The sequence below is a fragment of the Parahaemophilus parainfluenzae genome (genome assembly GCF_001055095.1).
Classification (GTDB): domain Bacteria; phylum Pseudomonadota; class Gammaproteobacteria; order Enterobacterales; family Pasteurellaceae; genus Haemophilus_D; species Haemophilus_D parainfluenzae_Z.
On record NZ_JVHG01000024.1, the window covers coordinates 145,775 to 155,210 of the forward strand.

A 9,436-nucleotide genomic window follows, 5' to 3' on the forward strand; every position below is an offset into this window, starting at 1 on the left:
TATAATGAAGAACTTATCTCGCTCTTTTCTTTCTAGTTTATTATTTATTTCCTCTTTCGCTTTGGCAGCACCTAGCTCACCAAATGTAAATGTAGAAAAACAAATCGATGCCAAACAACAGAGGCAACAAGCGGAACAAGATGCAGCGATTTTAGCGCAGCAAACGCAATCCGCAAATGTACGCTTGGAGGGTGAAAAAGAAGCCTCACTTGGCTTTCCACAAAATGAAGCACAATGTTTTCCTATCAATCAATTGGTACTGACCGATTATCAAGCTGAAGAAGAAAATTCATCAGCGTCTTCTCTTAAATTAATCCAACCAAGCCGATTCTCTTGGGTGTTAAAGTCAGTTTATGCTGAGCGTGATTTTGCGCTGCCTGCTTGTATTGGCTCAGAGGGGATTAATGTCTTACTTCGCCGTATCCAAAATCGTTTAATTGATTTTGGTTATGTCACGACCCGCGTGGTGGTGGAGCCGCAGGATTTGCGTTCAGGCATGCTCGTACTCACCGTGATTCCAGGTAAAGTAGGTCGTATTCAATTACAAGACCAAAGTGCAATTCCGTTTGCCACCCGTGGCACCTTATGGTTTGCCATGCCAATGGCGCAGGGGGATATATTAAATATTCGCAATATTGAACAAGGTTTAGAAAACTTAAAACGTGTACCGAGTGCTGATGCGAATATGGAGCTTGTGCCAACAGATGCGGTAGGTGAAACAGACGTGGTGATTGCTTATAAGCAAAGCTTACCTTTCCATTTAACCTTGGGACTAGATGACTCAGGCAGTAAAGCTACGGGTCGCTTACAGGGCTCAGCCACGTTTTCCTGGGATAATGTGCTAACACTTAATGATATGTTCTATATCAGTGGTACACGCAGCTTTAAACGTAATAGCGATGATGCGGAAGGCGATTATGGCAGTAAAAATGTCAGCCTCTATTATTCTATTCCTTGGAAGAACTATCTCTTAACCCTTTCTGGTTCAAAATATTCTTATCACCAAACGGTGGCGGGCGCGTTTGAGTCTTATACCTATTCGGGTGAAAGCCAACAAATGAAAGCCAATTTAAGTCGCTTATTATCTCGTGGAAGTCTTCATAAAACCTATGTGAATGCCGCGTTATGGACGAAAAAATCCCATAACTATATCAATGACACCGAAATTGAAGTGCAGCGTCGTCGAACAGCCGGTTGGGAAGTGGGCTTAAATCACACTCAATATATTGGCGAAACAGTGTTACAACTGTTTGCGAACTATAAACGTGGTACGGGTGGGAATAAAGCCTTACCTGCTCCGGAAGAGGAATTTGGTGAAGGGACTTCCCGTATGCAGATTTTTACTGCAGGCATTGATTTTACCTATCCTTTCACTATCGGTAATCAGCCTTTCCGTTTTAACACCAGTTGGAATGGACAATGGAACGGCACACCTTTAACACAACAAGATAAATTTAGTATTGGTGGTCGTTATACCGTGCGAGGGTTTGATGGTGAGCTATCACTTTCCGGTGAAAAAGGTTGGTTATGGCGAAATGAGTTGGGTTGGGATATTGCCAATAAAGGACATGAGCTTTATTTAGGGATTGACCGAGGTAAAGTGCGCTCCAGCCAAGAAGAGCTTCAAATTGGTGATAGCTTAATGGGTGGTGCAATTGGACTTCGTGGTAAATTATGGGGCATTAACTATGATTATTTTGTGGGCGTCCCAATTAAAAAACCGGAAGGATTTAGAACCAGTCATGTGACAACCGGATTTAATGTGAGCTACCGTTTTTAATGCTCACGCTTTTAGATGAATAAATTGATTAAAACCAAACAGAATTTAAAACTTTAAAGGAAATTAAAAAATGAATAAACGTCATTATAAAGTGATTTTTAGCCGTGTATTAAACCAGCTTGTCGTGGTATCTGAGCTGGCAAAATCTCAAGGTAAAGCACAAAGTGAAAATGTGAGCTCAGAACAAGAAAAAACAGGACTATTTTCAAGTACACTTTCACTTAATCCTATTCATTTTAGCTTAATGTTAGCATTGGGCTTTGTCTTCTTATCCCCTTCTGTTCATGCAGAAGATATGGCCATTCGTGCAGATAAATCTGCACCGGGTAATCAACAACCCACAGTACTTCAAACCGGCAATGGTTTACCGCAAGTAAATATTCAAACACCAAGCGCAGGTGGGGTATCACGTAACCAATATTCACAATTTGATGTGGCAGAGAAAGGCGCCGTGTTAAACAATGCTCGTAAAGCGGCCCAAACACAAATGGCGGGCTGGGTGCAAGGTAACCCGAATCTTGCTCGCGGTGAAGCGAAAGTCATTCTTAACGAGGTGAACTCCGCTAATCCAAGCCGTTTAAAAGGTTATGTGGAAGTTGCAGGTAAAAAAGCGGATGTGGTGATTGCCAACCCAAGTGGTATCCAATGTGATGGCTGTGGTGTGATTAATGCGGGACGCACCACGCTGACAACGGGTAAAGCGGAAGTTGAAAATGGTGAGTTGAAAGGCTATCGCGTAAAAGGCGGTAAAGTGACTGTTGGTCAAAAAGGCATGGATAACAGCCAATCTGATTACACCGATATTATCGCGGAGAAAGCCGAAATCAAAGGTGGGGTTTGGTCGAAGAAAGGGATTAAAGTTACCACAGGTAAAAACAACGTTGACCGCACTAACGATTCAGTTGTGTACGTGGGTGATAAAAACACCGATAACACTGACCGCACTTCAGACACGCAAAGTGAAAACCAAAGCTACAGTGTGGATGTGAGCCAATTAGGTGGGATGTATGCTGAAAAAATCCATTTAGTGGATAACGGCCAAGGCCTTGGTGTGCGTAATGCGGGACACATTGGTGCATCTGCGGGTGATGTGAAGATTGATAGCCAAGGGAAAATTGTCAATAGTGGTACTATCAGTTCGACACAACAAGCTGAGCTCAGCGCAAAGAAAACGATTGAAAATACCGGGAAAATTGAGACTAAGCAAGGTAATGTATCATTACGTTCTCAAGCTAATGTAGCACAACATGGTTCGATTGTTTCGCGTCAGGGTGGGATCTCAGTTCAAGCTAAGGATAATCTCACTCAAACAGGTGAAACTGTAGTGAAGGGTAATGTTACTTACCAAGCGAAGAATATTGAAGCTAGTAAAGGTGCGTTAATCGCTGCAGGTGTAACTGCTCAAGAAACTACACAAGGTGAGAGTCGTTCATTAGATAGTCAAAGTGCCCAAGGTGCTAGCATTATGCTCTCAGCTGAAAATTCTGTTTCATCTAAAGCTCAGCATCTAGCTAGTGGCCAAATTAATGCTAAAGCAGGTACCCTTGATTTATCTGAAAGTCAATCAACAGCTGATAGTATTGCTTTCCAATCTACTTACTCACCTTTAAATTTGAAGCAAGCAACATTATACAGTGAGGGGAATACTACATTAATCAGTCCAGACGCTATTCTAGCGGAGAATACTAACCTAAATGCAGGGCATTTTCTGATAGATACTGCACAACTTAATAATAAGAAGAGTAGCTGGATTCAACGTGGTAAAGAAGCCTTTTCACTGAATTTAAAGAAAGGGTTAGATAATACTCAAGGGAAAATCGCTGCTGAAGGGTTGATCTCTATTCAAAGTCCGTTAATTCAAAATAATCAAGGTGTGATTTGGTCAAATCAAGGTGTGAAACTTAACACAAATGCCGGACATATAGAGTCTCAATCTGGTTATTTATTTGGAAAAAATAGTCTTGATATTAGTACTTCAACCTTGAATAACCAAAAAGGTGAAATATTAGGTGGACAGGTTTTATTGGCTTCACAGCAAGTTAATAATGAGGAAGGAAAGTTAATTGCCGGAAATCGCGCAGATTTATCAGTTAATCAATTTAATAATCAGCATGGTATTGTTTATAGCCAAGATGAACTATCATTAAAAACAGAAAATTTACACAACCAAGATGGCATTATTTCATCTGTTTCTCGTGCGACATTGCTTGCAAATGATTTAAATAACCTTAAAGGAGTGATTCAGGGAGAGTCTGATTTAACGATTCAAACCAAAAATTTGAATAACACACAAGGTGATATTTCAGCGAAAACAGCAGCGATTTCTTTTGCTGCAATAAATAATGCACAAGGTGTAATTTCGTCTCAGAATTTAACATTATCTGGTACAAATTTAAATAACAAAGGTGGCATTGTTCAAAGTGTGAATTCAACATTAAATTTGACCACGATGGATAACCAGGCTGAAGGTGATAAAGGCTCTTTAGTTAGTGCAACAAATCGTTTAGTGTTAAATGTTACAAATGTAAATAATAAAAATACAAAAGCTAAGCAAGATACCCCTACTCAAGGTATTCAAACAGCTAATTTAGTAATGAATGCAGAGCATATTGAAAACCAATCTGGTGGTATTTATGCAGGAAAATCAGCAAATATTACGGTTAATCAATCTCTTGATAATCAACAAGGTGAGATTTTATCAACTGGTCGAGTTGATATTGTAAATCCAGATTTGACCTTAGTTGTAAATAATGCACTAGGAAAAATTGAATCAGTGATTGGCACAACATTACAAGCCAAAACATTAGCGGATGAAGGTTCGATTAGAACAAAAGGTGATTTAGGCATTGAGTTAAATGATAGCTTTACGCTTAATAAAGCCTTTGGTGTAGGTAATAATCTTACTTTTAAAACAAAAGGTGATTTTGTTAATAATTCTAACCTTGTGGTAGGTAATTCAGCATCAGTTGAAGGCGCGACTATTCAAAATAATGCTAATGCGGAAATTTCCTCGATAAACACTCGTATTCAAGCCAAGAAACTGGATAACTTTGGTTTAATAGATGGTGACACCACAGTGATTAAAGCCAATGATGTCAATAATATCGGTACTGCACGTATTTATGGTAGTCATCTTGCCATTCAAGCAAATAATTTAAATAATCTTGAGAACTCTGACGGAACAGCAGCGACTATCGCTGCTCGCGAGAGACTTGATTTAGGTGTTGGTAATCTAGTAAACCGTAATCATTCACTTATTATGAGTTTAGGTGATATCTATATTGGTGGGAAGTTGAATGAAAATAATCAAGCTACTGGTTATGCAAATAGTATTGATAACGGTAGTGCGACAATTGAAGCTTTAGGAAGTGGTTGGATTAAGACACATCATCTTTTAAACCAAGATTTACACCTAAGATTAGGTAAAAAAGTAGAAAAAGAATGGATTAATGAATATTCGTTAGGAAGTGATTCACATCGTTATCGTGGTGGTGTTGACGGCTACTATAACTTGAATAATGGTAGTCGTAATCCAAATTCATATTTCCAGTTAAACAATGGGACTCGTATTGAAGGGTTTGGTTGGAAAGAATGGCGTTATACTAGAACAACAACTACTTCAACAATAGAACATCAGGATCCAGCAAAAATATTAATTGGTGGAGAGTTACACCTTTCAGGTGAAGATCTGAATAATAACCAAAGTCAAATTTTTGTAGGCCAAAAATTATTACTTGACGATAAGGTCTTTACTCAATCAACAAATGAACGTTTAAGTGGTGCAATTTCAAAATTAAATAATGATGATATACACGGTACGATTAATATCACTGATGAAGGTCTATTCGTTCAAGAATATAAAGTGAAACGCAAACGTGGTAGAAAGGGACATAAGCACTATCATTATTATAGTAATTTTACGGATGTTCATCCAACCCAAGATTTTAGTTTTGGTTTGAAATTATTGACAATTGGTGAACCTGTCGAAAAAACAGGGACAACTGTTAATGGTAAATCTGATTTTCAAGGAGTATCTCTTGAACAGAAAACACCTTTAAAAACAGATCTCAATGCAAATCGTGTTGATTTAGCAGCGCTTACCTCTGGTTTGGTAAAAAATAAAGATAATCTTGGTATAAAAACACACTTACCGGATATTTCATTACCACAGGCAAGTCTTTATAAAATTAACCCAGCAGCATCAGGACAGTTTTTAGTTGAAACAGATCCACGTTTTACACAGAAATCAAAATGGCTAAGTTCTGATTATATGTTTAAGCAATTACGCAATGATCCTCAAAATTTGCTTAAACGTTTAGGTGATGGTTTCTATGAGCAACGCTTGGTGAATGAGCAAGTTAATAAGCTGACAGGAAGACGTTTCCTTGATGGGTATTTATCAGATTATGATCAATATAAAGCTCTGATGGATAATGGGGCACAATATGCTAAGCGTTTAAATTTGATTCCAGGCGTAGCATTAACATCAGAACAGATGAAAGAACTAACATCTGATATGGTGTGGATGGTTAAACGTGAAGTTACACTCAAAGATGGTAGTAAAGCAGAGGTATTGGTACCACAAGTTTATATTGTTGGGCGTAATACGGATATTGACAGTCGTGGTGCAGTGATTTCTGCAAATGATGTGATTATCAATACGCAAGGCGATATGAAAAATAGTGGTGTGATTGCAGGTCGTAACCTTACCCACTTAAGTGCCAATAATATTGAAAACTTGGGTGGAAAACTGCAAGGCAGAGAACTTTATTTGTTTGCGAAAAATCGCCTAGATAATTTAGGGGGTGAACTTAACGCTACAGAAAATTTGGTTGGTCATGCGAAAAATATCAACATTTCCAGCACACTTTCTGAAACAGCAGATAATGAACACTTTAAGCATAAAACGATTAATCGTGTTGGTGCAATTAATGTAGGAGAGAAAAATAATCCAGGGCAGTTGTTATTACAAGCCACGGAAGATATTACCTTCAAAGGTGCACAGATTAATGTGAAAGGGAATGCGGATATTCAAGCTGGCAATACGCTTAATGTTGGTACGGTAGAAACTGAAAATAAACAATATTTTGTAAAAGACAGTAATAACTATTATAAACTCAACCAGAATAATGAGATTGGGTCAGAATTTAATATTGAAGGCGATGCTCGTTTTGTTGGTAAAAATGCTATTGAAATGCGCGGGGCTTCTGCGGTCAGTAATGGCACAATGAGCGTGCTTTCAGAAGGTGATATTAATATTCATGAAAGTCGTCAGCAAGAACGTTTATCAGAGGCAACAAAATGGACTAAGCATGGTGTATTCCAATCAAAAGGCGAAACTCGTCGTCATAATCATAATTATGATATTGCAGAGGGCTCAACCTTAGATGCAGATAAAATTTATATTCATTCGAATAATGGTAATGTCGATATTCAGGGTTCAAATGCTGTAGCTGAAAATGGATTGGTTATTAAAGCAAATAATATTGATATACACGAGGCAGAGAACCGAGTTTACTCCGATGATTATTACAGCAAAAAAAGATCTGGAGCGCTTAGTGGTGGTATTGGTATTACCTTTGGTTCTCAAAAGCAAACCGCAGAAAGTGACGAAACGAAGCGTTATGCACAAAGTAGCCAAGTGGGCAGCTTAAACGGCAATACGACGATGATTGCTAAAGACACTTATACTCAAACAGCGAGTGCAGTGAGTGCCATTAAAGGCGATGTGAATATTCTGGCGAAAAAAGCTGATATTAAAGCGGCAGATGACAAATATGAAACCAATACCAAACAAAAATTTGAGCAAAAAGGTTTAACTATTGCTATTACCTCCCCTGTTATTTCTGCTATTCAAGCAGTACAAGGTGCAGTGCAATCAACTAGACAAGTAGGTGAAAGTAAGCATGGTCGTGTGAATGCTATGGCAGCAGCTAATGCTGGTTTTGATGCTTATCGGGCAGCTGATAGCGTAATGAAAGCTGGCGACTCTATTCAAAAAGCAATGAGTAATAGCGATGTGGATTCCGTAGTAGGGGTGCAAATCACTTACGGCCAACAAAAGAGCGAATCACGTACTCATACTGAAGGAAAAACCGCAGCCCAATCTCAAGTTAATGCGGGCGGCAAAGTGAATATTATGGCGACAGGCGCAGGAAAGGATTCCAACATTAATATTGAAGGTTCAGACATCTCAGGCAAGCAAGGCACGACTTTGATGGCAGACAATCAAGTAAACATCAAAGCAGCAGAACAAAACCATCAAGAACGAAGCACTAATAAATCGAGTGGTTTTAATGCAGGGGTAGCCATTAAAGTGAGTAATGGTGCGGCTGCTGGGGTTACTTTAGGTGGTAATTACGGAAAAGGCTATGGCAATGGTGATGAAACCACTTATGTCGCAAGCCATGTAGGTGATAGCCAAAGTAAAACAGTGATTCATGCAGGTGGTGATGCCAATATTATTGGTAGCCAAGTAAAAGGCAAACGAGTAGAACTTAATGCTGAAAACTTGAATATTGAGAGTTTGCAAGATAAATCTCGCTACCATGGTAAACAGATGAATATGCAAGGTAGTGTGACAGTAGGCTATGGTTTTGCCGCAGGTGGTAGTTTCAATAAATCGAAAATCAATGCTGATCATGCAAGCGTGAATGAACAGGCAGGAATTTATGCCGGAGATGAAGGCTATGATATTAATGTTAATAAGCATACCGATCTTAAAGGTGCATTGATTACCTCTACACAAAAGGCAGAAGCAGATGGTAAAAATCATTTTAGCACTGGTAGCCTGACTCATTCAGATATTGAAAATCACTCAAATTATAGTGGCAGCAGTTTTGGTGTAAGTGGCAGTGTGTCAGCTAACTTTGAAACACCATTTGGCGAAAATGGTGCAGCTCAAAGTACAAAACAAGCCACAGATAAAGATGGTAATCTGCTTTATACCGATAAAAATGGCAACACAACTGTTAATTCTAAAGGAGTAGATGGACAAGAGAACACCAAGAAATTGGCTGAAGGCAAGGAATCTCTCCAATTCTCCTATGGCATGGGCTATGGTAAAGATTCCGATAGCCAATCTAGCACAACAAAAAGTGGTATTAATACACAAAATATCATAATTAAAGATGAAGCAGAGCAATTAAAACGTACAGGCAAAACGGTACAAGATAAAATTGCTGCGATAAAAACAGATATCACTACAGAGAGTGCACAAAGTCAAAGTGGTAAATTAGAGAATCGTTTTAATAAAGATGATGTTCAAAAAGAACTTGATTTCCAACGTGAGGTGACAGAGAAATTTGGACCAAATGTCGCGGAAGCAGGAAGTTTGCTTGCTAATAAATTTGGCGAAGAAGCGAAAGCGAAGCGTCATGAAGCCGCAATTGCGTTAGAAGAAGCAGAAAAAGCCAAGGCAGAAAACAACAACGAAACTAACCGCGCTTTAGTCAAACAAGCACGAGATAATTTTGAGACAGCGAGTCGCGAAGCTAAAGAATGGGAAACGGGTGGAAGTCAACGTCTTGTCATTGATTCGGCATTAAATGTTATCAGCACCGCTTTAGCCGGCAGACCGGCAGCGGAAGTGGTGGCTTCAGGATTATCACCTGCGGTGAATAACCAAATTAAGAAAGCGACCACAGATGCAAAAGG

Annotated in this window: 2 protein-coding genes; both read left to right on the forward strand. The window is 39.0% G+C overall.

The genetic code is table 11. The annotated features are described in order from the left end of the window. Positions 1-4 precede the first annotated feature (4 nt). A complete protein-coding gene (locus ADA56_RS07705; RefSeq protein WP_049370044.1) occupies positions 5-1,780 on the forward strand; it encodes a ShlB/FhaC/HecB family hemolysin secretion/activation protein in 1,776 nt (591 codons plus the stop codon). Positions 1,781-1,850: 70 nt separating this feature from the next. After that, positions 1,851-9,436: hemagglutinin repeat-containing protein (locus tag ADA56_RS07710; protein WP_239658992.1), on the forward strand; the 7,586-nt coding region annotated here is incomplete at its 3' end.

Excerpts from the sequence above, each read along its gene's own strand:
- ADA56_RS07705 (WP_049370044.1), top strand. The coding sequence starts at position 5 with ATGAAGAACTTATCTCGCTCTTTTCTTTCTAGTTTATTATTTATTTCC.